At 75.3% G+C, this 22,764-nt stretch carries 22 protein-coding genes; 15 read left to right on the plus strand and 7 right to left on the minus strand.

What is annotated here, in order from left to right; genetic code table 11:
- Positions 1 to 208: 208 nt before the first annotated feature.
- Positions 209 to 1,069 (plus strand): hypothetical protein, encoded by an 861-nt coding sequence (locus tag ABD353_RS15855; protein ID WP_344624232.1) that lies wholly within the window; start codon positions 209 to 211, stop codon positions 1,067 to 1,069.
- Between the two features lie 78 nt (positions 1,070 to 1,147).
- Here the strand turns inward: ABD353_RS15855 and ABD353_RS15860 are convergent, their stop codons facing one another.
- Positions 1,148 to 1,666 (minus strand): hypothetical protein, encoded by a 519-nt coding sequence (locus ABD353_RS15860; RefSeq protein ID WP_344624233.1) that lies wholly within the window; start codon positions 1,664 to 1,666, stop codon positions 1,148 to 1,150.
- Between the two features lie 270 nt (positions 1,667 to 1,936).
- On the opposite strand from ABD353_RS15860, the gene def reads away from it, so the two are divergent.
- The 9 genes from def to ABD353_RS15905 all read left to right on the plus strand — a co-directional run bounded on the left by def (position 1,937) and on the right by ABD353_RS15905 (position 10,580).
- On the plus strand, positions 1,937 to 2,482 hold the full coding sequence (def, locus tag ABD353_RS15865; RefSeq protein WP_344624234.1) for a peptide deformylase: 546 nt from the start codon (positions 1,937 to 1,939) through the stop codon (positions 2,480 to 2,482).
- 68 nt (positions 2,483 to 2,550) lie between these two features.
- A complete protein-coding gene (fmt, locus tag ABD353_RS15870) occupies positions 2,551 to 3,486 on the plus strand; it encodes a methionyl-tRNA formyltransferase (RefSeq protein WP_344624235.1) in 936 nt (311 codons plus the stop codon).
- A 69-nt stretch (positions 3,487 to 3,555) separates the two neighbouring features.
- The gene (locus tag ABD353_RS15875) at positions 3,556 to 4,986 is read left to right on the plus strand and encodes an RsmB/NOP family class I SAM-dependent RNA methyltransferase (RefSeq protein WP_344624236.1); all 1,431 of its coding nucleotides are present in this window, start codon (positions 3,556 to 3,558) and stop codon (positions 4,984 to 4,986) included.
- Positions 4,987 to 5,107: 121 nt separating this feature from the next.
- On the plus strand, positions 5,108 to 6,079 hold the full coding sequence (locus tag ABD353_RS15880) for an aldo/keto reductase (RefSeq protein WP_344624237.1): 972 nt from the start codon (positions 5,108 to 5,110) through the stop codon (positions 6,077 to 6,079).
- A gap of 58 nt (positions 6,080 to 6,137) precedes the next feature.
- Positions 6,138 to 6,635 carry a hypothetical protein gene (locus tag ABD353_RS15885; RefSeq protein ID WP_344624238.1) on the plus strand — a complete coding sequence of 166 codons (498 nt, stop codon included), beginning with the start codon at positions 6,138 to 6,140 and terminating at the stop codon, positions 6,633 to 6,635.
- A 308-nt stretch (positions 6,636 to 6,943) separates the two neighbouring features.
- Positions 6,944 to 7,864, plus strand: a complete 921-nt coding sequence (locus ABD353_RS15890) for an AurF N-oxygenase family protein (protein WP_344624239.1) — start codon at positions 6,944 to 6,946, stop codon at positions 7,862 to 7,864.
- Positions 7,865 to 7,973: 109 nt separating this feature from the next.
- Positions 7,974 to 8,612 carry a C39 family peptidase gene (locus ABD353_RS15895; protein ID WP_425555166.1) on the plus strand — a complete coding sequence of 213 codons (639 nt, stop codon included), beginning with the start codon at positions 7,974 to 7,976 and terminating at the stop codon, positions 8,610 to 8,612.
- 128 nt (positions 8,613 to 8,740) lie between these two features.
- Complete coding sequence (locus ABD353_RS15900) at positions 8,741 to 9,571, plus strand: isocitrate lyase/PEP mutase family protein (RefSeq protein ID WP_344624241.1); 831 nt, start codon at positions 8,741 to 8,743, stop codon at positions 9,569 to 9,571.
- Between the two features lie 184 nt (positions 9,572 to 9,755).
- Positions 9,756 to 10,580, plus strand: a complete 825-nt coding sequence (locus ABD353_RS15905) for an ABC transporter ATP-binding protein (protein ID WP_344624242.1) — start codon at positions 9,756 to 9,758, stop codon at positions 10,578 to 10,580.
- 37 nt (positions 10,581 to 10,617) lie between these two features.
- On the opposite strand, the gene ABD353_RS15910 is transcribed toward ABD353_RS15905, so the two are convergent.
- Entirely contained in the window at positions 10,618 to 11,472 is an 855-nt protein-coding gene (locus ABD353_RS15910) for an SCO6745 family protein (RefSeq protein ID WP_344624243.1), read from the minus strand.
- 213 nt (positions 11,473 to 11,685) lie between these two features.
- Between ABD353_RS15910 and rpe the strand changes: the two genes are divergently transcribed.
- The 3 genes from rpe to ABD353_RS15925 all read left to right on the plus strand — a co-directional run bounded on the left by rpe (position 11,686) and on the right by ABD353_RS15925 (position 14,621).
- Entirely contained in the window at positions 11,686 to 12,369 is a 684-nt protein-coding gene (rpe, locus tag ABD353_RS15915) for a ribulose-phosphate 3-epimerase (RefSeq protein WP_344624244.1), read from the plus strand.
- Between the two features lie 126 nt (positions 12,370 to 12,495).
- Positions 12,496 to 13,533, plus strand: coding sequence for an alpha/beta hydrolase (locus ABD353_RS15920; RefSeq protein WP_344624245.1), 1,038 nt, complete (start codon positions 12,496 to 12,498; stop codon positions 13,531 to 13,533).
- Between the two features lie 128 nt (positions 13,534 to 13,661).
- The gene (locus ABD353_RS15925; RefSeq protein WP_344624246.1) at positions 13,662 to 14,621 is read left to right on the plus strand and encodes a pirin family protein; all 960 of its coding nucleotides are present in this window, start codon (positions 13,662 to 13,664) and stop codon (positions 14,619 to 14,621) included.
- A gap of 120 nt (positions 14,622 to 14,741) precedes the next feature.
- On the opposite strand, the gene ABD353_RS15930 is transcribed toward ABD353_RS15925, so the two are convergent.
- From ABD353_RS15930 to ABD353_RS15940, 3 genes are all read right to left on the minus strand, one after another.
- Entirely contained in the window at positions 14,742 to 15,761 is a 1,020-nt protein-coding gene (locus tag ABD353_RS15930; protein WP_344624247.1) for a C40 family peptidase, read from the minus strand.
- A 151-nt stretch (positions 15,762 to 15,912) separates the two neighbouring features.
- Positions 15,913 to 16,791, minus strand: coding sequence for a M56 family metallopeptidase (locus tag ABD353_RS15935; protein WP_344624248.1), 879 nt, complete (start codon positions 16,789 to 16,791; stop codon positions 15,913 to 15,915).
- Positions 16,788 to 17,153 (minus strand): BlaI/MecI/CopY family transcriptional regulator, encoded by a 366-nt coding sequence (locus ABD353_RS15940; RefSeq protein ID WP_344624249.1) that lies wholly within the window; start codon positions 17,151 to 17,153, stop codon positions 16,788 to 16,790. The genes ABD353_RS15935 and ABD353_RS15940 overlap by 4 nt, the downstream gene beginning before the upstream one ends.
- A 352-nt stretch (positions 17,154 to 17,505) precedes the next feature.
- Here ABD353_RS15940 and ABD353_RS15945 point away from each other — a divergent pair, with 352 nt between their 5' ends.
- Positions 17,506 to 19,395, plus strand: a complete 1,890-nt coding sequence (locus tag ABD353_RS15945; protein ID WP_425555167.1) for an APC family permease — start codon at positions 17,506 to 17,508, stop codon at positions 19,393 to 19,395.
- Between the two features lie 28 nt (positions 19,396 to 19,423).
- Here ABD353_RS15945 and ABD353_RS15950 read toward each other — a convergent pair whose 3' ends face one another.
- Positions 19,424 to 19,873, minus strand: coding sequence for a universal stress protein (locus ABD353_RS15950; RefSeq protein WP_344624251.1), 450 nt, complete (start codon positions 19,871 to 19,873; stop codon positions 19,424 to 19,426).
- 407 nt (positions 19,874 to 20,280) lie between these two features.
- Between ABD353_RS15950 and ABD353_RS15955 the strand changes: the two genes are divergently transcribed.
- Complete coding sequence (locus ABD353_RS15955) at positions 20,281 to 22,014, plus strand: sensor histidine kinase (protein ID WP_344624255.1); 1,734 nt, start codon at positions 20,281 to 20,283, stop codon at positions 22,012 to 22,014.
- Positions 22,015 to 22,031: 17 nt separating this feature from the next.
- On the opposite strand, the gene ABD353_RS15960 is transcribed toward ABD353_RS15955, so the two are convergent.
- Entirely contained in the window at positions 22,032 to 22,382 is a 351-nt protein-coding gene (locus tag ABD353_RS15960) for an STAS domain-containing protein (protein ID WP_344624252.1), read from the minus strand.
- Positions 22,383 to 22,764: the final 382 nt, after the last annotated feature.

Raw genomic sequence — 22,764 nt, forward strand, 5'->3', positions numbered from 1 at the left:
GACGTGCTCGGCTGAGGTAGGGCCCGGGTGCTGGGCGTTACGGCTGCGGCCGGTCGGCGGGGTCGTTTCGTGTTGGTGGGGGTGGTGGGTGCTGGGCGGGGTGTGCTGGACGGGCCCGGGTGAGGAGGGGCGGGGCCCGGTGCCCGGGCGCCGTGAATGGTGATCACGCCGTGACCTGCGGCGGGGTGGTGATCACTAGGGTGGGCCCGTGCCGATCAGCGACAGTGCGCCGGGCCCGGAGGGGCCGTCCGACGACCCGTTCGACGTGGTGCTGGACGAGGACTTCGTCCGCGCCGCGCCGGTGAAGGAGGGGCCGGTGCCGGGCCTGCTGCGGCCCGGCGCACCGCCGCCCCCGCCGAAGCGGGTGTGGCCGCGGAACGCCGCGCTGGCCGCGACCGCCGCGGTGCTGACCGTGATCGCCTTCCAGCTGGTGGGCCCGGAGGGCGACGGGAAGCAGTCGGCAGCCCCGGCCGCCACCGCCGGCGCGAAGCCCGCCACCGCGTCCGCCGCCACCGCGTCCGCCGCGCCGTCCGGGTCGGCCGCCGCCCGGCTCTCCGGCCGCCCGCCGGCGCCGCTGGCCGAGCTCTTCCCCGCCACGGTGAAGACCGCGTCCGGCGCGGTGTACACCAGGGTCGCGTCCAAGGACCTCGGGACCTGCCCCGAGCCGACCTCGGTGGGCCCGGACCTCGCGGCCATGATCGCCGAGAGCAAGGGCTGCCTCGGCCACCAGATCGCGCTGTACAAGGACGCCCGGAACAACCAGTTCAACCTGGCGGTCTTCACCATGAAGGACCAGGTCGACACCGTGAAGCTGGTCACCCGGCTGGGGCTGAACTACGACTCGTACCAGGTCGGCGCGCAGGCGCCGCCGCCCGGATCCGGCCTGCCGACGCTCGCGGCGGACAGCGGTCTGGTGCAGGCCTTCTCCGGGGTCGGGCGGGCCGTGGTCGCCGGCCTCGGGCAGTGGTCCGACGGCCGGGTCGCCGACTACGGCGACCTGATGAAGCTGGTGGAGCCGCTGCTCGCCGACGTCACGGACCGGGCCAGGGCCTACGAGATCCGCGGCTGACGGGCCCGCCCCGCGGCCTGCGCGCGCCCGGACGGGGGCGAGGGGCCGCGGTTCCGGCGGGTCCGCGGTGCCCGGGCCTCAGCGGGCGACGCGGGCGTCCGGCTGGGCGGCCAGGCCGCCCTGCCGGGCCTGCGGCCGCTGCCGGGGGAGGGGGCCGGGCACGGGCGCCTCGGCCCGCTCGTGGAGCGGCTCGGGCGCACGCTCGTCGTGCGGCGCCGGGACGGAGGCCGCCGCGAGCAGCTCGGTGGCCGGCCGGCGCATGCCGTACCGGCGGTGCACCGCCTGCTTGGTGACGCCCAGCGCGGAGCCCACCGAGTCCCAGGAGAAGCCGAGCGCCCGGTCGAACTCGACCGCCGCCGCCACCAGCGTCTCCACGCTCTCGCGCAGCTCCTGCGCCAGCCGGACGGTCGGGGCGGGCGCCCGCCCGTACACCACGAAGCCCGCCGAGGTGCTGGGCCGCCGGGGCCGGTAGACGTTGCCCAGTTGGGCGGTCAGGGTGCGCAGCGCGTCCACCTGGCGCCTCACCCGCTCGATGTCCCGCACCAGCAGGTGCAGGCTCGCCCGCGCCCGCGCATCGTGGTTGATCTGCTCGGCCATGGCCTCTGCGCCACCTCTCCGTACGGTCGGCGTGGACCGCGACGCCGTGCGTCCCGGTCAATTCCACTTGACCAACGCCCGACCCCTGGCCCGGGTAACGCGCCCGTCCGAGAAGGTCGGTGGGGCACGACCGGGACGGCCGCCGGGCGCCCCCGGCGCACGCCCACCCGCGCCGACCTCGCCGAACCCCGGCCCGGCGTACGGCGCCCATTGCATAGACTCTGCAGGTACGCCTCCCTGCCGCCGACGTCCCGAGGAGCCCCCGCAGTCATGGCGATCCAGCCGATCAGGATCTTCGGCGACCCGGTGCTCCGGACGAAGGCCAAGCCGGTGACCACCTTCGACAAGGAACTGCGGCGCCTGGTCAAGGACCTCACCGACACCATGCTCGACGCCCCCGGCGCCGGCCTCGCCGCGCCCCAACTGGGCATCTCCCTGCGGGTGTTCACCTACAACGTCGACGGCGTGGTGGGCCACCTGATCAACCCCGACCTGTCGCTCACCGACGAGGAGCAGGACGGCCCCGAGGGCTGCCTGTCGCTGCCGGGCCTGCGCTTCGACACCAAGCGCGCCCACGGCGTCGTCGCCAAGGGTTTCACCATGTACGGCGACCCGGTGACGATCGAGGGCACCGAGCTGCTCTCCCGCTGCATCCAGCACGAGACCGACCACCTCGACGGCATCGTCTTCATCGACCGCCTCGACCGCGAGACCCGCAAGGCCGCGCTCAAGGCGATCCGCGAGGCCGACTGGGGCGACGGCCCGGCGCCGACCGTCCGGATATCGCCGCACTCCACCTTCGGCTCCGCCCGCTGACCACCTCCTCCACCCGCCGGGCCGCGCGCCCGCCGGGCCGGAGCACGCCCCCTCCGAGAAAGGCACCCATGCGCCTCGTCTTCGCCGGCACCCCCGAGGTCGCCGTCCCCGCCCTGGACGCCCTGCTGGCCTCCGACCGGCACGAGGTGGTCGCCGTGGTGACCCGCCCCGACGCGGTCTCCGGCCGCGGTCGCCGCACGGTCGCCAGCCCGGTCGCCCGGCGCGCCGAGGAGGCCGGCATCGAGGTGCTGCGGCCGGCGAAGCCCAGCGACCCGGACTTCCTCGCCCGGCTCACCGAACTCGCCCCGGACTGCTGCCCGGTCGTCGCCTACGGCGCCCTGCTGCGCCCCGCCGCCCTGGAGATCCCCCGCCACGGCTGGGTCAACCTGCACTTCTCGCTGCTGCCCGCCTGGCGCGGCGCCGCCCCCGTGCAGCACGCGGTGATGGCCGGCGACGAGGTCACCGGCGCCTCGACCTTCCAGATCGAGGAGGGCCTCGACTCCGGCCCGCTCTACGGCGTCGTCACCGAGGAGATCCGGCCCGCCGACACCAGCGGCGACCTGCTCACCCGGCTCTCGCACTCGGGCGCCCGGCTGCTCGCCGCCACCATGGACGGCATCGAGGACGGCGCCCTGCACGCCGTGCCCCAGCCCGCCGACGGCGTCACCGTCGCCCCCAAGATCAACGTCGAGGACGCCCGGATCGACTGGAGCCACCCGGCGCTGCGCGTCGACCGGCTCGTCCGCGGCTGCGCTCCCGCCCCCGGCGCCTGGACGGTCTTCCGCGGCGAGCGCCTCAAGCTGGCCGGCCCGGTCACCCTGCTCCCCGGCTCCGCCGAACTCGCCCCCGGCGAGATGGCCGTGGCCAAGCACAGCGTCCGGGTCGGCACCGGCAGCCACGACATCGAGCTCGGCGAGGTCCAGCCGCAGGGCAAGAAGCAGATGCGCGCGGCAGACTGGGCCCGGGGGGTCCGCATCGAGTCCGGCGAGCGACTCGGCGACTGACCCCGTTCCGGACCCGCCCCACCTCTTCGCCCGCCAGACCTTCCGTCCGCAGCACATTCGAGGCACCACGTGACCACGCCCAGCGCCAAGCGCGCCCCCCGCCCGCACCGCCGCCCCAAGAAGGACCCGGCCCGGATCGTCGCCTTCCGCGCCCTGCGCGCCGTCGACGAGCGCGACGCCTACGCCAACCTCGTCCTGCCGCCGCTGCTGCGCGAGGCCGAGCAGAAGGGCATGGAGCGCCGCGACGCCGCCCTCGCCACCGAACTGGTCTACGGCACCCTGCGCCAGCAGGGCACCTACGACGCGATCATCGCCGCCTGCATCGACCGGCCGCTGCGCGAGGTCGACCCGCCGGTGCTCGACGTGCTCGCGCTCGGCGCCCACCAGCTGCTCGCCACCCGGATCCCCAGCCACGCCGCGGTCTCCGCCACCGTCGAACTCGCCCGGGTGGTGCTCGGCGACGGCCGGGCCAAGTTCGTCAACGCGGTGCTCCGCCGGATCAGCGCACAGGACCTCGACGCCTGGATCGAGCAGGTCGCCCCGCCGTACGACGAGGACGCCGAGGACCACCTCGCCGTCGTCCACTCGCACCCGCGCTGGGTGGTCTCCTCGCTCTGGGACGCCCTCGGCCGCTGGCAGCCGGACGCCTCCGGCCGCGCCGCCGTCGAGGACCTGCTGCGCGCCGACAACGACCGGCCCGAGGTCACCCTCGTCGCCCGCCCCGGCCGCGCCACCGTCGACGAACTCCGCGAGGCCCTGCCGGAGGGCGTGGACGGCCGCTGGTCCCCGTACGCGCTGCGGCTCGCCGAGGGCGCCGACCCGGCCGGGGTGACCGCCGTCCGCGAGGGCCGGGCCGGCGTCCAGGACGAGGGCAGCCAGCTGGTCGCCCTCGCGCTCGCCGCGGCGCCGCTCGACGGGCCGGACAGGGTCTGGCTGGACGGCTGCGCCGGACCCGGCGGCAAGGCCGCGCTGCTCGGCGCGATCGCCGCCGAACGCGGTGCCGCCCTGGTCGCCTCCGAGAAGCAGCCGCACCGCGCCCGGCTGGTGGCCCGCGCGCTCGCCGGCAACCCCGGCCCGTACACCGTGATCGCCGCCGACGGTACCCGGCCCGCCTGGGCGCCCGGCAGCTTCGACCGCGTCCTGGTCGACGTGCCCTGCTCCGGCCTCGGCGCGCTGCGCCGCCGCCCGGAAGCCCGCTGGCGCCGCCGTCCCGAGGACATCGCCGGCTTCGGCCCGCTCCAGCGGGACCTGCTGCGCGGTGCGATCCGGGCCGCCCGGGTCGGCGGCGTGGTCGGCTACGCCACCTGCTCGCCGCACCTCGCCGAGACCCGTGCCGTGGTCGACGACGTGCTGCGCGGCGAGAGCGGCGTGGAGTGGATCGACGCCCGGCCGCTGCTGCCCGGCCTGCCCGGGCTCGGCGAGGGCCCCGACGTCCAGCTCTGGCCGCACCTGCACGGCACCGACGCGATGTACCTCGCGCTGCTGCGGCGCACCGCCTGAGGCCTCGTGCCCGGCGGCCGCGGGCGGGCGGTCCGTGCGGGCCGTCCGGGCGGGCGGAATTGATCCACCGCCTGAACGAAAACCTGGACAGCGGCCGCCGGTGTGGCCGAGGGTGGGAATCATGGAGTTCACCCACCTCGGCCGCACCGGCCTCACCGTCTCCCGGCTCTGCCTCGGCACCATGAACTTCGGTCCGCACACCGAGGAGGCCGACGCCCACCGGATCATGGACACCGCCCACGAGCTGGGCATCAACTTCTTCGACACCGCCAACGTCTACGGCTGGGGCGAGAACAAGGGCCGCACCGAGGAGATCATCGGCAACTGGTTCGCCCAGGGCGGCGGGCGCCGCGAGCGGACGGTGATCGCGACCAAGCTCTACGGCGACATGGGGGAGTGGCCCAACGAGGGCCGGCTCTCCGCGCTCAACATCCGCCGCGCCGTGGACGCCAGCCTCAAGCGGCTGCGGACCGACCACATCGACCTGTACCAGATGCACCACGTCGACCGGGCCACTCCGTGGGAGGAGATCTGGCAGGCGATGGAGGTGCTGACCGCCCAGGGCAAGATCATCTACGTGGGGTCGAGCAACTTCGCCGGCTGGCACATCGCCCGTGCCCAGGAGACCGCCCGGGCCCGCAACTTCCTCGGCCTGACCAGCGAGCAGTCGCTCTACAACCTGCTGGAGCGCAGCGTCGAGCTGGAGGTCCTGCCCGCCGCCCAGCACTACGGCCTCGGCCTGATCCCGTGGTCGCCGCTGCACGGCGGCCTGCTCGGCGGAGTGCTCCGCAAGGAGCGCGAAGGGGTCCGCCGGGCCTCCGGCCGGTCCGCCGAGACCCTGGAGAAGCACCGCGGGCAGATCGCGGCGTACGAGGACCTCGCCGCCGAACTCGGCCACGAGCCCGGTGACGTGGCGCTGGCCTGGCTGCTCTCCCGCGAGGGCGTCACCGCGCCGATCGTCGGCCCGCGCACCCTGGACCAGCTGCACGCCGCCAACCGCGCGCTGGACGTGACCCTGGACGCCAAGGCGCTGGAGCGCCTCGACGAGATCTTCCCGGGCCACCGCACCGCACCGGAGGACTACGCCTGGTAGAACGGATGTCCTGCCCGGGCGGGCGAGTCCGGGCAGGACACGGGGGAGGGGTGGCGTCATGGAGGCGCAGCGGCGCGCGGTGCCGAGGTCGGTGTGGGTGGTGACCGGGGTGTTCGCCGCGTTCTGGGCGGTCGTCCTGGGCGGGTGCACGCTGGTCGTCCAGCGGGACGAGGCGCGCGCGGAGGACCGGTACACCTCGACCGACTGGTTCGACGAGGTGTTCCCCCGGCTCGGGCCGGCCGTCTCCGGGACCTGGCGGTCCACCGACGGGCCGCGCGACCTGCTGCCCTCGCCGGACCCGGGGCTGGCCGGCTTCTTCCGGCTGCCGCCCGGCCGGATCGCCGAACTGACGGCGGGTCGGGAGTGCGCGCCGCTGGCGGCGCCGGACCTCACCAGCTACTGGCAGAAGGAGCTCGCCGGGAAGGGGCCCGAGGGCGCGTCCTGGATCGGCTGCCCCTCGCTCGACGCCGAACTGGCCCCGCAGGCCCCGGCCCACGCGTCCTTCTGGCTCGACCGGGCGTCCGACACCGTCTACGTCTTCGGCATCGACCTCTAGGCCGTCTCGTTCGGATCTTGCCGGGCGCGCGACGCCGGGCATCCTCCCCCCCCCGGCCTCCGGCCGGGAGGTGCCCCCGGCCGGACGCACCGGCGCATCGTCCGAGTACGGTCCAGTACGAGGCCGATCCGCCGGCACGCCCGGCCGGGCGCCCACCGCCGCACGCCGATCCGGCAAGATCCGAAAGAGACGGCCCGGCCGGGCCCCCGGGTGCCGGGCGGTCTTTGCTGCGCGAGTTATTGACGGTCAATCTAATACGGTCTACGGTCCTGGCAGACCCCACCCGAGCGACCGAGGAGCGGACCCCCATGGCGACCACCGCGCGCAAGGCCACCGCAGCCGTCCTGGAGGAGCGCGACGTGCAGCGCCGGCGCACCGCCGAGCGCCTCCTCGCCTCCTCCGCCAAGCTGTCCTTCGACCCGCTGAAGGACGTCGACTGGGACAGCCGACCCGTGCCCGGCGCCTACTACATCGCGCCGCAGCGGATCTCCCTCTACGGCACCGACCTGTGGGAGCGCCTCAGCGAAGAGCAGCGGATCGAGCTCAGCAAGCACGAGGTGGCCGCCGTCGCCAGCGTCGGCATCTGGTTCGAGGAGATCCTCATGCAGATGCTGCTGCGGCACGCCTTCGACCGGGACCCGACCACCGCGCACGTCCAGTACGCGCTGACCGAGATCGCCGACGAGTGCCGGCACTCGGTGATGTTCGCCCGCATGATCGCGTGGATGGGCGCGCCCGCCTACGGCCCGGGCCGGCTCGCCCACGAGCTCGGGCGGGTGTTCAAGGCGATCTCCACGCACAGCCAGACCTTCGGCGGGACGATGTACGTCGAGGAGATCCTGGACGCCTTCCAGCGCGAGATGATGGCCGACGAGTCGCTCCAGCCGCTCTCCCGCCAGGTCGCCCGGATCCACGTCATCGAGGAGTCCCGGCACATCACCTACGCCCGCGAGGAGCTCGTCCGCCAGGACCTCGGGCCCGTCCGCCGCCGGGTCGAGCAGCTGCTGATGGGCATCGTGATCCACGTCGCCACCACCCACCTGATCAACCCGCGGGTGTACGCCGCCGTCGGCATCGACCCCAAGGAGGGCCGCCGGGCCGCGAAGCGGAACCCGAACTGGCGGGCCGCCAAGACCGAGATGGCCGCCAAGGTGGTCGGCGTGCTCGACCGCGCCGGGCTGGTCGGCCGCACCAACCGCTGGCTGCTGCGGGGCGCCGGCATCGTCTGAGCCGCGGGCCGGTGGGGCGCAGACGCACGGCCCGGACGTGCCGGGCGGCGTGCGCGTCCGGGCCCCACCGGCGAGGCGGGCCGTCCCGCCGTGCGTCAGAATGATCATTGTGCAGCCGATCAGCCACCCGGTTCCCTACTACGCGCAGTGGGAATCCCCCGAGCTCGTCCCCGACATCCTGGCCGGCACCGTCCTCGCCGAGGACGACCCGCGCTGGGAGGAGTCGGGCGCGCCGGACCCGGACGAGTACGCGTACTGGTCGTGGCGCGCCTGCGGCATGGCCTGCCTGCGGATGGCGCTCGACCACTGGTGGGGCGTCGCCCCGCCGATCGTGCGGCTCGCCGAGGAGAGCCGAGAGGCCGGCGCCTACGTCCGGCACCCCGACGGGCGGCTCGACGGGCTCGTCCACGCCCCCTTCGCGGCGTACGTCCGCGGGCGCTGGGGCCTGTCCGCGGACGCCCGCGCCCCGCTGCCGGCCGCGGAGCTCCGCGACCACCTCGACGCCGGCCGACTGCCGATGATCTCCGTCCACCCGTCGATCCGCACCCTGGAACCGGCCCCGCCCCGGACCGGCGGCCACCTGGTGCTCGCCGTCGGCGCGGACGACGACGCCCTGCTGATCCACAACCCCTCCGGCTTCCCCGGCGAGTCGCAGCAGCACGCCCGGGTGCCCTGGCCCGACCTGGAACGCTTCTACGCCGGCCGCGGCGTCGTCCTCGGGCCGCCCACCCCGCGCCGGGCCGAGTAGGCCGGAATCCTCCGCCGGGCCGAGCGGGCCGGAACCCGCCCGGCCGAGCAGGTCCGGCACCCCCCGATCGACGGCCGTGTCGCGAAACCGCGAGCGGCCGGCCCCACCGCCTTGGTCCAATACGGGACATGACTGCACAGCACCAGAAGGCCCAGCTGTTCCGTTCGCTCCACGACTCCGCCGCGCCGCTGGCCCTGGCCAACGCCTGGGACGCCGCCAGCGCCCGCCTGGTCGAGGCGGCCGGCGCCAAGGCCGTCGCCACCACCAGCGCCGGCGTCGCCTGGGGACTCGGCGCCGCGGACGGCAACCACCTCGACCGCGACCGGGCGATCGCCCTGATCGGCCGGGTGACGGCCGCCGTGTCCGTCCCGGTGACCGCCGACATCGAGAGCGGCTTCGGCGCCACCCCGGCCGACGTCGCCGCCACCGTCGCCGAGGTCCTCGCGGCCGGCGCCGTCGGCATCAACATCGAGGACGCCCGTACGGACGGCGGCCCCGGCCTGCGGCCGACCGAGGAACAGGCCGAACGGATCGCCGCGGCCCGCCGGGCCGCCGACGACGCCGACATCCCCCTCTACATCAACGCCCGCGTGGACACCTACCTCCGCGCCGTCGGGACCGGGGAGACCCGGCTCAAGGAGACGATCGAGCGCGCCGCCGCCTACCTGGAGGCCGGCGCCACCGGCATCTTCGTCCCCGGCGTCACCGACCCCGCGGTCGTCGCCGCCCTGACCGCGGGCATCGACGCCCCCGTCAACATCCTCGCCGGCCCCGGCGCCCCGTCCGTGGCGGAGCTGTCCGGCCTCGGCGTCGCCCGGGTGAGCCTCGGCTCCTCGGTGGCCGAGGCCGCGTACGCGGTCGTCCGCAAGGTCGCCGCCGAACTGGCCGCCACCGGCACCTACACCGGTCTCGCCGACGCCCTGGACTACGGCGAGCTCAACGCCCTGATGAAGGGCTGAGACCGCCCGGCCGCCGCCCGGGAGGGCGTGCTCCCTTCCGGGCGGTGCGCCCGCGGGTGCGGGCGGGCGGCCCGTCCGACGGACGGCACGCGAACGCACCGGCCGCCGAAGTCTGAGATCATCCGGATGCCCGAGGCCGGCCGGAACCGATCCGTACGGCCACGACCGTGCCCGGGAGGCCGCCGTGACCAGTGCCGAACCGCTGCCCGACGCGCCGCTGCTGCGCGCCGACGCCGTGGACGTGGTGCGCGACGGCCGCTACCTGCTGCGGGACGTCTCCCTCACCGTCGAGGCCGGCCAGCACTGGGCGCTGCTCGGCGCCAACGGCGCCGGCAAGTCCACCCTGCTCGCCCTGCTCGGCGCGGTCTCCCACCCCACCCACGGCGAGGTGCACGTCCTCGGCCGGCGGCTCGGCCGGGTCGACATCCGGGCCCTGCGCACCCACCTGGGCCACGTCAACCCGCGCCACCCGCTGCGCTCCCCGCTGCCCGTCCGCACCGTCGTGCTGACCGGACTCACCAACAGCATCGAACCCGAACCCCGGTGGCGGCCCACCGCCGAACAGTCCGCGCACGCCGAACACCTGCTGGACACCATGGGCATGGCGCACCGAGCCGACGACCCCTGGACGACCCTCTCCCAGGGCGAGCGCGGCCGCGCCCTGATCGCCCGGGCCCTGATGCCGCAGCCCCGGCTGCTGCTGCTCGACGAGCCCGCCACCGGACTCGACCTCACCGCCCGCGAACTCCTCCTCGGCAGCCTCGACCTGCTGCGCGGGCGCCACCCCGGCCTCGCCACCGTGCTGGTCACCCACCACCTGGAGGAACTGCCCGAGACCACCACCCACGCCCTGCTGCTGCGCGAGGGCGGGTGCGTGGCGGCCGGGCCGGTCGAGGAGGTCGTCACCACCGAGCTGATCAGCGCCTGCTTCGGACACCCCATCAGCATCACCCGGCACGACGGCCGGTGGACCGCCCGCGCCGCCCGGACGGCGCCCGCCGAGCTCTGACCCGGGCACCGGTGCCCGCCGGTGCCGCCGCGTCGCCTCAGCCCGCCGCCGGCAGACCGATCGGGTTGGCCTGCGGCAGCTCGGCCCGGCACACCGTGGCGATCGGGCGCAGCGCGGCCGCCAGCTCGTCCAGCTCGGCGCGGTGGAAGCCGTCCCAGACCCGGGCGGCCGCCAGGTCGGTGGCCGCCTCCAGCGCGCGGTGCCGGGCGCGGCCCTCCGTGCTGACGGTGCCGTCCCCGTGCAGCCAGCCCCGTTCGGCCAGACGCGCCGCCGCGGCGTCCCACTGCCCGTCCGTCCAGCCGCGGTGCGGCTGCAGCGCCTCGCGGCGGGTGTCCAGCGCGCAGCGCAGCACCAGCGCCTCGCAGCCGTCCAGGCCCTCGGAGACCAGGGCGGCGACATGGCCGTCGCCGCGGTGCTCGCGCAGCACCGTCGTCGCCTGCCAGAGCCGGCCGAGCCGGTCCTCGGGGCGGGCCAGCGCGGCGTTGGCGGCGGCCAGCACCCGGCCGCCGCAGTCCAGTCCGTCGACCGCGCGCTCCAGCAGCTCCGCCGAGCGGTCGACCAGGTCCGGCTTCACCGCCTCCAGGACCCGCCCCAGGGTGGCCCGCGCCCCCGCGAGCCGCGCCTGCAGCGCCGCCTCCGGCGAGGCCCGGTGCCAGATGTCCGGCAGGGCCCGCTCGACCATCGACGGTGCGAAGTTGAAGAAGGCGGCGACCACCGGGGCCGCGTCCACCGGGCCGAGCGGGGCCGCCCGGCCGCCGAAGTAGCCGCGCCAGTAACCGCGCAGGCCGACCGCCTCGTAGGCGGCCCGGCCCTCCGGCGCGAAGTAGGTGAGGGCGTGCACCGGCTCGAAGAGCCACCACAGGGCACGGGCGGGATGGACGTGTTCGGCCACGGACTGACAGCCTCTCCGGAGCCGTGCGGCTCCTGGTGCGGGCCGGGGCGCACGCGGTGCTGCCGTCGCCCCCTGAGCGGACCTGCGGTGATCGGGTCTGTGATGCGGGTCACCCCGGAGCCCCGGCGTTCACCTCCGGCCACCGCTTCACGCGATGATGGGAGGAGGCGGCCGCAGACGAACGCCCGCACCGAGCTGTGAAGGTACCCGGACATGGCGCAGATCAACCCCAGCATCCTCTCCGCCGACTTCGCCCGCCTGGCGGACGAGGCCGAGGCCGTCCGCGGTGCGGACTGGCTGCACGTGGACGTGATGGACAACCACTTCGTCCCCAACCTGACGCTGGGCGTGCCGATCGTCGAGTCCCTCGCCAAGGCCACCGACACCCCGCTCGACTGCCACCTGATGATCGAGCAGCCCGACCGCTGGGCACCGCAGTACGTCGAGGCCGGTGCCGGCTCGGTCACCTTCCACGTCGAGGCCGCCAGCGCGCCCGTCCGGCTCGCCCGCGAGATCCGCGCCAAGGGCGCCCGCGCCTCGATGGCCCTGCGCCCCGCCACCCCCATCGAGCCCTACGAGGACCTGCTGCCCGAGCTCGACATGATCCTCATCATGACCGTGGAGCCGGGCTTCGGCGGCCAGGCCTTCCTGGACATCATGCTGCCCAAGATCCGCCGCACCCGGGAGCTGATCTCCAAGCACGGTCTCGACCTGTGGCTGCAGGTCGACGGCGGCGTCGCCCCCTCCACCATCGAGCGCTGCGCCGAGGCCGGGGCCGACGTCTTCGTCGCCGGCTCCGCCGTCTACAACGCCGCGGACCCGGCCGAGGCCGTCCGCGCCCTGCGCGCCCAGGCCGACGCGGCGACCGCCGGCGCCCACTGGGCCTGCCGCCACTGAGGCGGGCGCGGCCGTCCGGGCCGCGCACCGGCCGGAGGGCGGCCGGGGCCTGCCGGAAGGGCGGTCGGGGAGGCCGGAACTGACGGCCCGTAGAGTAGGGGCCCAAGATCGATCGGGGGAGGGGCCTTGGGAGCGAGCGGCGAGGAACGGACGGCCGGAACGACCGCGGAGGTCGGGAGGATCCCGGAGCAGTCCCGCGGGGTGCGGCGCGCCGTGCTCGGGGACGAGGCACCGGCAGGCGGACCGGAGGGTCCGCCGGCCGCGGAGCAGCCGGAGACCGGCACCGGCCGGCGCAGGTTCCTGCGGGCGCTGCTGGTCGCCGGCGTCGGCACCGCGGCGGTCGGCGGCGCCATGATCGAGGACGTGCTGCCCGGGGGTGACCGGCTGCGCCGGGCCATCGGCATGACCGGCCCGGACGGCACCGTCCCGGCCGTCGAGCCCGGCCCCGTCCGCACCGACCAGCTCGCCTCCAAGGCCCGCGGCCGCCGCATCGAGCTGACCGTCGTCTCCCCGCCCGGCAGCGCGCCCGGCAGCGCGCCCGGAGCCGACCTGCCGGTCTGCCTCGCCCTGCACGGCCGCGGCGGCTCCGCGGCGGCCCTCGTCGACCTCGGACTGCCGCAGTTCCTGGCCGCCGCCACCGCCAAGGGCGTGCCGCCCTTCCACCTGGTCGCCGTGGACGGCGGCGAGGCCACCTACTGGCACCGCCGCACCCCCGGGGACGACCCGATGGCCATGCTGCTGGACGAAGTCCCCCGCTGGCTCGCCGCCCGCGGTCTGGCCGCCCCCACCGGCGTGCTCGGCATCTCCATGGGCGGCTCCGGCGCCCTCCAGTACGCCCGCGCCCGCAACGGCGGACTCGCCGCCGCGGCCCTGCTCAGCCCCGCCCTGTTCACCTCCTGGGGGGACGCCCGGCCCGTCGACGCGTACCAGGACCAGGCCGACTGGGAGGCGCACGAGCCGCTGCGCCACCTCGACCGGCCGCTCACCCGCAGGCTCGCCGTCTGGTGCGGCACCGAGGACCCGTTCTGCCCGGCCGCCCGCAAGCTCGCCGACCGGGCCGCCGAGACGCACTTCCCGCGCGGCGCCCACACCGACGGCTTCTGGCGCCGGGTCCTCCCCGACGCCACCGCCTTCCTCGGCCAGGCCCTCGCCCGCCGGGCCTGAGGCGGCCGTGCCGCGGCTGCCCTGTGCTGCTCTGTGCTGCTCGGGGCCTTGGGATCGCCCGGGCCGGCCGCGGCTCGCCCGTCCCGCGCCTGCCGGGCCGCGGCCGGGTGCGGGGGGATACTCGCGGCATGAGCAACCTCGACGTCCGCCCCGCCGCCTCCCGCTGCGGCGGCGAGGCCTCCGACGGTCCGGTGAAGCAGCTGGTGGCCGGCCGTCAGGTGCCGCTCGGTGAGTCGACGGTGGTGCGCCGGCTGCTGCCCACCCTGGGGCGGCGGATGGTCGGCGCCTGGTGCTTCGTCGACCACTACGGCCCGGACGACATCGCCGACGAGCCCGGCATGCAGGTGCCGCCGCACCCGCACATGGGACTCCAGACGGTGAGCTGGCTGCACGAGGGCGAGGTACTGCACCGCGACAGCCTCGGCAGCCTGCAGACCGTCCGGCCGTACGAACTCGGCCTGATGACCTCGGGCCGGGCCATCTCGCACTCCGAGGAATCACCCCGCGAGCACGCCCGGCTGCTGCACGGCGCCCAGCTCTGGGTCGCCCTGCCCGACGCCCACCGCCACACCGAACCCGCCTTCGAACACCACGCCGAGCTGCCGGAGGTCACCGCGGGCGGGCTGCGCGCGCGGCTCCTCCTCGGCACGCTGGACGGCGCCACCTCGCCGGGCACCACCTACAGCGCCCTGGTCGGCGCCGACCTCGCCCTCCGCGAGGGCGCGGCCCACCGGCTGCCGCTGGAGCCGGGTTTCGAGTACGCGGTGCTGTCGATGACCGGCAGCGTCGCCGTGGACGGCGTCCCGGTCGAACCGGGCTCGATCCTCTACCTCGGCTGCGGGCGCCGCGAACTGCCGCTGCTCGCCCGCACCGACGCGGCACTGCTGCTGCTCGGCGGCGAACCCTTCGAGGAGCAGCTCGTCATGTGGTGGAACTTCGTCGGGCGCACCGCCGAGGAGATCGCCGAGGCCCGCGACCAGTGGCAGGCGGGCGAGCGCTTCGGCGAGGTCCACGGCTACGGCGGGGAGCGCCTCTCGGCTCCGGAGTTGCCCGCGCTTCCCCTGAAGCCCCGGGGGCGCGAGCGATGACCTGCAGAGGTGAAGGGCCGTGGGTTTCCGGACGTGAAGGCATCCGCCCGGCGACGGTGCCGCTGAGGCGTCTCGCACAGCCGGCCGGCCGGGCCGTGCGGAGCCCCGGGGCGGGGGACGTCAGGGGCGGACGGCGCCCATGTACGGCATGTAGTCGATCGGGGTGATCTCGATGTTCTTGCCGGTGCGCGGTGCGTGGATCATCTTGCCGCCGCCGATGTAGATGCCGACGTGGTGCAGGTCGGAGTAGAAGAAGACGAGGTCGCCCGGTTGGAGGTCGGCCTTCGTCACGTGCCGGCCGGCGTTCCACTGGTCCTGGGAGACGCGGGGCAGGGAGACGCCCGCGGTGCGCCAGGCGGCGCCGGTCAGCCCGGAGCAGTCGAAGCTGTTCGGGCCGGTGCCGCCCCACAGGTAGGGCTTGCCGAGCTGGGCGTAGGCGAACTGGACGGCGGCGGCCGCGCGGCCGGTGGCCGGGCCGTTGTAGGTCTCGCGTGCGGTGGCGCGCGAGGAGCGGCCGTCCTGCGCGTTGACCTCGGCCTGATCGGCGGCGGAGAGGCTGTGCAGCAGCCGGGTCGCCTCGGCGAGCCTGGTCTGCACGAGCTTCTTCTCGGCGGCGAGGGCCCGGTCGGTGGTGTCGAGTCGGCCGAGGACGGCCGTGGCCTCGGCGCGCCGCTGGTCGAGTCGGCGCTGCTGGTCGAGCAGCAGTCGCAGCAGGTCGCTCTGGGAGCTGGCGGCGATGTCCTGTGCGGAGGCGCGCTTGAGGTAGGTGTCGGGGTCGGAGGAGAACATCAGCGCGACGGCGGGGTCGACGTTGCCGGTGCGGTACTGGTCCGCGGCGACCGCGGAGAGGCGCTCGCGCAGGCCGCTCATCCTGTCCTGGGCCGAGGCGACCTGGTTCTGCAGTTCGGTGGCGTCCTTCTGCAGCCGCTGCTGGGTCTCCTTGAACTTGTCGTACTTCTCGATGGAGACCTCGGCCTGCTCGTTGAGGTCCTCGACCTGGGCCTTGACGGTGGCGAGGTCGGGCTTGGGTGCGGCGTTCGCGTTGCCGCCTGCGGCGAGGATCGCGGAGCCGGCGGCGGCCGTGGTCACGATGGCCATCCGGGCCCGGCTCGGCGGCGCGGGCTTGCGGCGGTTGCCCATGCGTGGTCACTCCCTGACTGTCGTTCCGCCTGTTCGCGGCGCGGTCGTGGAGGGGGCGGCCGACAGCGGCCCGCCTCCATGTTCTAAGTAACTTAGTAGATGAAGGTGGGGTCCTGGCAAGTCCCGCGACCCGGCATCCCGGGGCCCGGGGTCAAGGTCCGCAGGCGAGCAGAACGGGAGTTGCGGGGAGGACCACGGCGGCGACCCACCAGGCGGTGCGCACCGCGCGCGGCAGCGGCGACGGTTCCAGCAGCCGTCGCACGCGGGCGACCACGGCGTGGTCGCCGGCGCCCAGGGCGGACGGCCGGGTGCGGGCGGTGGCGAACAGGAACAGTGCCTCGGCGAGCACCCTGGGCGTGGTGGTGCGCAGCGCGCGGTCGTCGGCGGCCATCTCGACCAGTGCCGGGACTTCCCGTCCGGCGAGGCGGGCGGCGGGCAGCCAGCGCAGTCGTCGCCCGAGCGCGCCGGCGGCCGAGGTGATCAGGTGGTGGCGGCCGGTGAGGTGGGCGCCCTCGTGGGCGAGGACGGCGCCGCGGTGGGCGGGGGACATGCGCAGGGCGCCCTCGGTGAGGACGATCCGGCCGCCGTCGCCGGCCACGCACCAGGCCACGGGCTCGTCGGCGTCCATCACCAGCCAGCCGTCCTCGTGCCGGCGGGCGACGAGGTCGAGCTGCTCGCGGTGCCGGCGCCGGGCGCGGGCGCCGCGGATCCAGGCGGTGAGGACGACGGCGGACAGGGCTGCCAGGATCGCCATGCCCATCCAGAACGCCTGGGCGTGGCCGGTGGACCCGCCGCTGCCGCGGAGGCCGGCGGGGAGCAGCCAGCCGAAGGGGCCGCGTCCGTGGTGGTCCGCGGTGATCAGCCGGTGCGCCAGCATGACGACGTTCGCGGCGCAGGCGAGGATCAGCGCGGCCCAGGTGGTGATCGCGGCCCGGGGCGCGCGGGGCGCCCAGGCGCTGCGGGCGAGCTGCCGCGGCGCGAGCCAGCCGGTGACGGCCAGGAACGCGGCCAGGAGTACCAGGACGGTCATGGCCGGCCGTTCTCGGTCCGGTCGAGGATGTCGCGCAGGGTGCGGGCCTGGGTGCTGTCCATGCTGTCGACGAACAACTGCAGGGCGGCGTGCTGGTCGCCGGTGTCCCCGAGGGCGTCGCGCATGAGCTCGGCGGTGTGGGCGGCCCGGGAGCGGGTCGGCGCGTAGATCCAGGCCCGGCCCTCCTTGTGCCGGCTGAGCCAGCCCTTCTGGTGGAGGATGTCCGCGACCGTGGTCACCGTGGTGTAGGCGACCGGCCGGGTCCGGTTGAGGTCGTCGACGATCTCGCGGACGCTCGCGGGCCGGTCCCACGCCCACAGCCGCTCCATGATCTCGGCCTCCAGATGCCCGAACCCTCGCACATCGACCTCCCTTCCGTGCACACCTTAAGCCCGCGGCCGGATGCGCCCGGGACGGTGCCGCAGGCAGGGGGCGCCGGACTCCTCGGAGCCGCCGGGTGGGAAGGCCGCCCGCCCCGCCCCTCCCCGGTGGAGGAGCCCTGCCGCCGATCGGGGGTGGTGGACGGGCGGCGGGTGACGGTGCGGGGCGGCCTCCCGGATGCGGGGTGGGAGCTCACTTACGCTGGCCTGGTCCTCCGCCGGGCCGGCCCGGTGCCCTTGTACTGACGGGAGTGCAACGGTGGTCTCAGCTCCGTCGGGCCAGGGCGCGGCACCGTCCAGGCGGTCGCGGTTCCGTGCCTGGATGCTCGAGGGCATGGCGGACACCGCCAAGCAGCACCCCGGCCCGCACGCCGAACTGCCCGAGGAGCACGGCCAGCGCTGGTGGCGCGTCATGTGCCTGACCGGACTGGACTACTTCTCCACCCTCGGCTACCAGCCCGGCATTGCCGCCCTCGCGGCCGGCCTGCTCTCGCCGGTGGCCACCATCGTGCTCGTCCTCGTCACCCTGTGCGGGGCGCTGCCGGTGTACCGCCGGGTGGCGAAGGAGAGCCCGCACGGCGAGGGCTCGATCGCCATGCTGGAACGGCTGCTGAGCTTCTGGCAGGGCAAGCTGTTCGTGCTGGCGCTGCTGGGCTTCGCCGCCACCGACTTCCTCATCACCATCACGCTCTCGGCCGCCGACGCCACCGCCCACATGGTGGAGAACCCGCATCTCACCAGCAGCCTGCAGGGCCGCGAGGTGCTGATCACCCTGCTGCTCATCGCGCTGCTGGGCGCCGTCTTCCTCAAGGGGTTCAGCGAGGCGATCGGTGTCGCCGTCTTCCTGGTGGCCGTCTACCTGGCGCTGAACGTGGTGGTGGTCGCGACGGGCCTGGTGAAGGTGCTCTCCGACCCCGACCTGATCACCGACTGGACGCACGCCCTCACCGCCGAGCACGGCAACGTGGTCGCGATGATCGGCGTCTCGCTGATCGTCTTCCCCAAGCTCGCCCTCGGCCTGTCCGGCTTCGAGACCGGCGTCGCCGTGATGCCGCACATCAAGGGCGATCCCGGGGACACCGAGGAGAAGCCGGTCGGCCGGATCAGGGGCGCCCGCAAGCTGCTCACCACCGCGGCCCTGATCATGAGCGTCTTCCTGATCACCAGTAGTTTCGTCACCACCCTGCTGATCCCCGCCCCCGCCTTCGAGCCGGGCGGTGCGGCCAACGGCCGGGCCCTCGCCTACCTCGCCCACGAGTACCTCGGCACCGCCTTCGGCACCGTCTACGACATCTCCACCATCGCCATCCTCTGGTTCGCCGGCGCCTCGGCGATGGCCGGCATGCTCAATCTGATGCCGCGCTACCTGCCGCGCTACGGCATGGCCCCGCACTGGGCGCGGGCCGTCCGCCCGACCGTGCTGGTGCTGACCGCGGTGGCCTTCCTGGTCACCTGGATCTTCGACGCGAGCGTCGACAAGCAGGGCGGCGCGTACGCGACCGGCGTCCTGGTGCTGATCAGCTCGGCCGCCGTGGCCGTCACCATCGCGGCCCGCAAGGCCGGTGAGCGCCGCTGGGCGATCGGCTTCGCGGTGATCGCGGCGGTGTTCCTCTACACCACGGGCGCGAACATCGCCGAGCGGCCCGACGGCGTGAAGATCGGCGCCTGCTTCATCGCGGCGATCGTGCTGATCTCGCTGGCCTCGCGGCTCGCCCGCGCCTTCGAACTGCGCGTCACCGACGTCGTCCTCGACACCCTCGCCGAGCGGTTCGTCCGTGACGGCACGCACCGGGAGATCCGGCTGATCGCCAACGAGCCGCACCGCCGCGACCTCGTCGAGTACCGGGACAAGCTGCACCAGATCCGCGCGGACAACGCGATCCCCGCCGAGGACGACCTGGTCTTCGTCGAGGTCACCGTCCGCGACCCGTCCGACTTCGAGGCCGAACTGCAGGTGCGCGGCGAGGTGCTGCACGACCGCTTCCGGGTGCTCACCCTGGAGCACTCCAGCGTGCCCAACGCGCTCGCCGCGCTGCTGCTGCACGTCCGGGACACCACCGGGCAGCAGCCGCACATCTACTTCGAGTGGACGGAGGGCAATCCGTTCGCCCAGTTCCTGCGGTTCTTCCTGTTCGGCCAGGGCGAGGTCGCCCCGGTCACCCGCGAGGTGCTCCGCGAGGCCGAGTCGGATCCGGCGCGCCGCCCGCACGTCCACGTCGGCTGACCACCGGTCACGGACCGCCGGCCCGGGCTCAGGCCGCGGGGACCCGGGCCGGCGCGGGGCCGTGGACCCGGCGGTCCGGCCGTATCGCGAGGACCGGGCAGCGCGCCCGGTCCCGGCAGTACGCGGCGGGCGAGGCGTGCAGCAGCCGGACGAGGCGGCCGTCGCCGTCGCCGACCACGATCAGGTCGCCCGGCCCCGCGGCCGCGACCAGTGCCGGAGCGAGCCGGCCCCGCACCACGGCCGGACGGATCACCAGCCCGGCCGGGTACCCGCCGAGGAGCCTGCCGAAGGACTCGTCCACCCGCCGCCGCGCCGAACGCTCCGCACCCGGACGGGAACGCTGCGCCGGCGCACCCCAGGTGGACACCGCCACCAGGACGGCCTCCCGCCGCGCCGCCTCCCGGACGGCCCGCTCCAGCGCCGCCAGGCTCTCCGGCGACCCGTCCAGACCCACCACCACCCGTACCGCTCCGGCCATGACCGACGCGCCTCCTTCGCCAGCCCCGTGCCTCCAGGGGACGCCCGCCCCGGCCGGCCGGACCTCCGGTTGACGCGATCCTGATGCCGCGGGCCCGTTCCCTGACGGGTCCTTGACGCCCGGCCGCGGCCCGGCCCGGCCGCAGGGGCGCGCGGCGTGTCCGCCGGCGCGCCGGACCGACCGGGCGGGAAGTCACCGACGGCCGCGCGTTCGGCTTCCCCGGCGGGGCAGGCGCCGACATCGTCCGCCTCGACACGCCATCGCCGGCCCCCGGGCGGCGGCAGGGGCGCGCACCGGAGGGACGTCCCGCGGCCACGACCGCCGGACGGCCCGTCCGCGGGCGCGAGGTCTGCAAGAATCGATCCTCCGGTGGCGAAGGGTGAGGAGACCCGGTGGGCGAGGACGCGATGAGGCCGCGGATCCCGCAGTTGAGGCTCGACGAACTGCTGGAGGAACTGCAGGCCCGGATCGACGCCGCCCGCGGCACCCGGGACCGCGTGCACAGTCTGCTGGAGGCCGTGCTCTCGGTCGGCCGCGAGCTCGACCTCACCCATGTGCTGCGGCGGATCGTCGAGGCGGCCGCCGTCCTCGTCGACGCCAAGTACGCGGCACTCGGCGTGATCGGCCCGGACGGCGAGACGCTCTCGCAGTTCCTCACCGTCGGGCTCGGCGAGGACGAGATCGCCGAGATCGGCCCGTACCCGACCGGCAAGGGCATCCTCGGCGAGCTGATCCGCCGGCCCGAGGCGCTCCGGCTGGAGGACCTCGCCGCGCACCCCGCCTCGCACGGCTGCCCCGCGCACCACCCCGTGATGCGGACCTTCCTCGGCGTGCCCGTCCGGGTCCGCGACGAGGTCTTCGGCAACCTCTACCTCACCGACAAGCGCAACGGCGAGGGCTTCGACGCCGACGACGAGTCCGTCATCTCCACCCTCGCGGTGGCCGCCGGGGTCGCCATCGACAACGCGCGGCTCTACGAGGAGGCGCAGCGGCAGCAGCGCTGGCTGGCGGTGAGCGCCGAGATCACCCGCAGCCTGCTCTCCGGCACCTCCCGCGCGCACGTCGTCGAGCTGATCGCCCAGCGCGCGATGGCCATCACCGGCGCCGAACTCGCCGACATGTCCGCCCCGACCGGCGACGGGCAGGCGCTGCGCGTCGAACTCGCCCTCGGCGGCGACACCGCGGCCCGGCTCGGCCGGCTGCTGCCGCTGGAGGGCTCGCTGCCCGGGCGGGCGGTCACCGGCGGCCACCCGGTGACCACGACCGCTCTGGCGGACGACCACCGGCCGACAGCCGGGGCCGGCGTCGGACCCGCCGGCGGCCCGGCCGTCGGACCGACCGGGTACGGCGGCCTCGGCCCGGCCGTCGCCGTCCCGATCGGCCGGCAGGAGGGCGACATCCCGGGCGTGCTGCTGCTCGCCCGGCGGACGGGCGAACCCGCCTTCACGGACCGCGAGATCGGCCCGCTCTCCGGTTTCGCCGACCAGGCCGCACTCGCCCTGGAACTCGCCGAACGCCGCCGCGACGCCGAGCAGTTGGCGATGCTGGAGGACCGCGACCGGATCGCCCGCGACCTCCACGACCTCGCCATCCAGCGGCTGTTCGCGACCGGCATGACCCTGCAGAGCGCCGCCCGGGTGATCGAGCACACCGGCGCCTCAGACCGGGTGCTGCGCGCGGTCGCCGACCTCGACGAGACCATCAAGATCATCCGGTCGACCATCTTCGGCCTCCGTGCCCGCGAGGACTCCCGGCAGGGACTGCGCTCACGGGTGGTCGCCGCGGTGGGGGAGGCGCAGGCCGCCCTCGGCTTCGCCCCGCGGCTCAGCATGGAGGGGCTGCTCGACACCGACGTGCCGCTGCGGCTCGCGGACGAAGTGGTGGCCGTGCTCGGCGAGGCGCTCAGCAACGCGGCCCGGCACGCCAAGGCGGGCCGGGTCGAGGTGGTGCTGCAGGCCGCGGGCGGACAGGTCGTGCTCACCGTGCAGGACGACGGGGTGGGCATCCCCGAGCAGGGGCGGCGCAGCGGACTGCGGAACCTCGCCGAGCGGGCCCACGGCGTCGGAGGGCTCTTCGAACTCTCGGCCCCGCAGGACGGCGGCACCCGCCTGGTCTGGTCGGCGCCGCTCGTCCCTGCCTGACGGGCCCCGGCGCCCGCCTACGCGGTGCGCTCGAACTCGCAGCGCAGTGCCCGGTCGGCGCCCAGCAGCCGGATCACCCGGGACGGCTGCCGAGGGATCCCCTGCAGCACCACCGAGGCGTCCGCGGCGCAGCGGCCGTTCAGCCGCAGGAAGAGGTCCACGCCGGAACTGTCGCAGAAGGTCACCGCCGCGAGGTCGAGCACCAGCTCGCCGCCGCCGCGTTCCAGCAGCGGCAGCAGCCGCGGCTCCAGGCGGCCGGCCGAGTGCAGGTCGAGCTCGCCGCGCAGGGCGACCACCGTGCGGCGGCCGGGGGACTGGCGGCGGACCGAGGCGATGGCGGCCTCGGTGTGCGGTGCGGGAGCGGGCAAGGAGGCCTCCTGGGCGGTGCGGTGCGTACGGTGCTCTGCCGCCGGCCCGGCTCCTCGCAAACCCGGCCGGCAGCAGAGCGGCTGACACTCCATCAGATCCGCGCCCGGCGGGGGAGGGCCGAAGGTCCCGGATGCTGCGGCGGCAACGTCCGGTGCGCGCGGGCAACTTCCCGCGGTACCGGGGCGACTTCCCGAAGCGCGGCGGCAACCTCCGGCGGCGCGGCGGCAACGGAGAGACAGACCCACCTCCTCACCCTCGGAGACCGACATGTCCGCTTCCCCGCACCGCCGTCCCGCCGGCCGCCGCAGGCTCGCCGTCGCTGAGGCCGAGGCTGCGGGCGGTCTCGGCCTGGGGGGGGGGGGGGGGGGGCGGGTGGGGGGG

Origin of the sequence: Kitasatospora arboriphila (genome assembly GCF_039528095.1) — a bacterium.
In the GTDB taxonomy this organism is placed as follows: domain Bacteria; phylum Actinomycetota; class Actinomycetes; order Streptomycetales; family Streptomycetaceae; genus Kitasatospora; species Kitasatospora arboriphila.

Excerpts from the sequence above, each read along its gene's own strand:
- ABD353_RS15860 (WP_344624233.1), bottom strand. The coding sequence starts at position 1,666 with ATGGCCGAGCAGATCAACCACGATGCGCGGGCGCGGGCGAGCCTGCAC.
- def (WP_344624234.1), top strand. The coding sequence starts at position 1,937 with ATGGCGATCCAGCCGATCAGGATCTTCGGCGACCCGGTGCTCCGGACG.
- fmt (WP_344624235.1), top strand. The coding sequence starts at position 2,551 with ATGCGCCTCGTCTTCGCCGGCACCCCCGAGGTCGCCGTCCCCGCCCTG.
- ABD353_RS15880 (WP_344624237.1), top strand. The coding sequence starts at position 5,108 with ATGGAGTTCACCCACCTCGGCCGCACCGGCCTCACCGTCTCCCGGCTC.
- ABD353_RS15885 (WP_344624238.1), top strand. The coding sequence starts at position 6,138 with ATGGAGGCGCAGCGGCGCGCGGTGCCGAGGTCGGTGTGGGTGGTGACC.
- ABD353_RS15890 (WP_344624239.1), top strand. The coding sequence starts at position 6,944 with ATGGCGACCACCGCGCGCAAGGCCACCGCAGCCGTCCTGGAGGAGCGC.
- ABD353_RS15900 (WP_344624241.1), top strand. The coding sequence starts at position 8,741 with ATGACTGCACAGCACCAGAAGGCCCAGCTGTTCCGTTCGCTCCACGAC.
- rpe (WP_344624244.1), top strand. The coding sequence starts at position 11,686 with ATGGCGCAGATCAACCCCAGCATCCTCTCCGCCGACTTCGCCCGCCTG.
- ABD353_RS15925 (WP_344624246.1), top strand. The coding sequence starts at position 13,662 with ATGAGCAACCTCGACGTCCGCCCCGCCGCCTCCCGCTGCGGCGGCGAG.
- ABD353_RS15930 (WP_344624247.1), bottom strand. The coding sequence starts at position 15,761 with ATGGGCAACCGCCGCAAGCCCGCGCCGCCGAGCCGGGCCCGGATGGCC.
- ABD353_RS15935 (WP_344624248.1), bottom strand. The coding sequence starts at position 16,791 with ATGACCGTCCTGGTACTCCTGGCCGCGTTCCTGGCCGTCACCGGCTGG.
- ABD353_RS15945 (WP_425555167.1), top strand. The coding sequence starts at position 17,506 with ATGGCGGACACCGCCAAGCAGCACCCCGGCCCGCACGCCGAACTGCCC.
- ABD353_RS15950 (WP_344624251.1), bottom strand. The coding sequence starts at position 19,873 with ATGGCCGGAGCGGTACGGGTGGTGGTGGGTCTGGACGGGTCGCCGGAG.
- ABD353_RS15955 (WP_344624255.1), top strand. The coding sequence starts at position 20,281 with ATGAGGCCGCGGATCCCGCAGTTGAGGCTCGACGAACTGCTGGAGGAA.